Origin of the sequence: Spirillospora sp. NPDC049652 (genome assembly GCF_040675125.1) — a bacterium.
Classification (GTDB): Bacteria; Actinomycetota; Actinomycetes; order Streptosporangiales; family Streptosporangiaceae; genus Spirillospora.
This window is the reverse complement of sequence record NZ_JBFAOF010001349.1, coordinates 1-1,515: the sequence shown is the minus strand read 5'-3', so window position 1 is coordinate 1,515 and position 1,515 is coordinate 1. Positions and strand designations below refer to the sequence as shown.

The 1,515-nt window shown below is 72.7% G+C and carries 3 protein-coding genes; 2 read left to right on the top strand and 1 reads right to left on the bottom strand.

All coding sequences use genetic code 11. From position 1 onward, the window contains the following. Nucleotides 1–47: 47 nt before the first annotated feature. Entirely contained in the window at nucleotides 48–569 is a 522-nt protein-coding gene (locus AB0J52_RS40095; protein ID WP_500188416.1) for a GNAT family N-acetyltransferase, read from the top strand. Between the two features lie 52 nt (nucleotides 570–621). Here the strand turns inward: AB0J52_RS40095 and AB0J52_RS40090 are convergent, their stop codons facing one another. Then, entirely contained in the window at nucleotides 622–777 is a 156-nt protein-coding gene (locus tag AB0J52_RS40090) for a hypothetical protein (RefSeq protein ID WP_500188415.1), read from the bottom strand. A gap of 381 nt (nucleotides 778–1,158) precedes the next feature. Here AB0J52_RS40090 and AB0J52_RS40085 point away from each other — a divergent pair. Beyond that, the coding region (locus tag AB0J52_RS40085) for a DJ-1/PfpI family protein (RefSeq protein WP_500188413.1) at nucleotides 1,159–1,515 on the top strand (357 nt) is incomplete at its 3' end.

Here is a 1,515-nt window from a genome sequence, read left to right as displayed (position 1 = left end):
CGCCTCGGGGCCGTGCGGCCGCCCGCCGGGTCGGCGATCATGGACGGATGAGTGCCACCCGACTCGCCTCCCTGGCCGACGCGGCCGAGCTCGCCGACCTGTACCGCGCGAACCGGGAGTTCCTCGCGCCGTGGGAACCCGTCCGCGACGAGGAGTTCTTCACCGAGGCCGGCCAGCGCGCCGGGCTGCGCGTGCTGCTGGACGACCACGCGCACGGCCGTGCGGTGCCGCGCCTGATCCTGGACTCCGGCGGCGCGATCGCCGGGCGGATCAACCTGGTCGATATCGTCCGTGGAGCGTTCCAGTCCGGGAACCTCGGGTACTGGGTGAGCGGCGCGGCGAACGGGCGCGGGCTGGCCACGCGGGCGGTCGGCGAGATCGTGCGGATCGCGTTCGGCGAACTCGGCCTGCACCGCGTGCAGGCCGCGACGCTCGTGCGCAACGAGCGCTCGCAGCGGGTGCTGGAGCGCAACGGCTTCGTCCGGTACGGGCTCGCGCCGGACTACTGCAAGATCGCGGGACGCTGGCAGGACCACGTCCTCTTCCAGGTCGTCCGCGCGGAGGGCTGAGCGGCGGAGCAGGGCCCGGCCGCCCCCGCGCGGGGGCGGCCGGGCCGGGGGCTCACCGGCCCCGGTTGAACTGCCGGGTGGGCGTGCGGCCGGCGTGCTTGCGGCCGCGGTCCGCCATGGCGGCCTTCGGGTTCTTGAAGTCCTGCTTGGACTTCTTCTTCGCCAGCGCCTTGGAGAAGGGCGGGTTGTCGTCGTTGTGGAATCGCATAGAGAGACACCTCCGGGCATGCTCGAATTCGACCTGTGAAAGGCCGCGAAAATGGCCGGTCATCCATGGCGGCGGACGTCGGGGCATGACTGGACGCGCACGTGGCGGCGCGGCAGGCGTGCATGACGAGGCCGGGGGACGGCCGAGAGGGAGAGATGGGGAGCGGGCCGCGGACGAGCGCGTCCTCGTTCAGGACGGGCGCGTGGCGGGCGGCTCAACCCGGTAGATGAATCACAGCTCCATGCCCCGAATATTAGTGGGACGCGCCGGGGAGTTGTCAACAGGTATTTCGGTGAATTGCTGCACCGTGTTTATGCGTGGCGCGATCTGTGGGGTACGCGTCGTTGACGCCGTCCCGGCGGCGGCCGCAGGCTCGGAGACGTGAAACGTGTCGTGTTCGTCGTCTTCGACGGGTTCCAGTCGCTCGACCTGACCGGGCCGTTCGAGGTCTTCTCGTTCACCGGGCGGTACGAGTGCCTGGTCGTCGCGCCCGAGGCCGGGGAGGTCCGGGCGCGCAGCGGGCTGCCGTTCGTCGCGGGGCACGGCGTCCGCGACCTCGACCCCGCCGGGCCCTTCGACACGCTCATCACGGTGGGCGGGGCCGGGGTGGACGCCGCCGCCCGGGACGAGACGCTGGTCGGCTGGGTCCGGGACGCGGCGCGCGGCGCGCGGCGGGTGGCGTCGGTGTGCAGCGGCGTGCTGCTGCTCGGCGCGGCGGGCCTGCTGGACGGCAGGCGC

Bases quoted from the DNA above. Each gene is read 5' to 3' on its own strand.
- AB0J52_RS40090 (WP_500188415.1), bottom strand. From the start codon at position 777: ATGCGATTCCACAACGACGACAACCCGCCCTTCTCCAAGGCGCTGGCG.
- AB0J52_RS40095 (WP_500188416.1), top strand. From the start codon at position 48: ATGAGTGCCACCCGACTCGCCTCCCTGGCCGACGCGGCCGAGCTCGCC.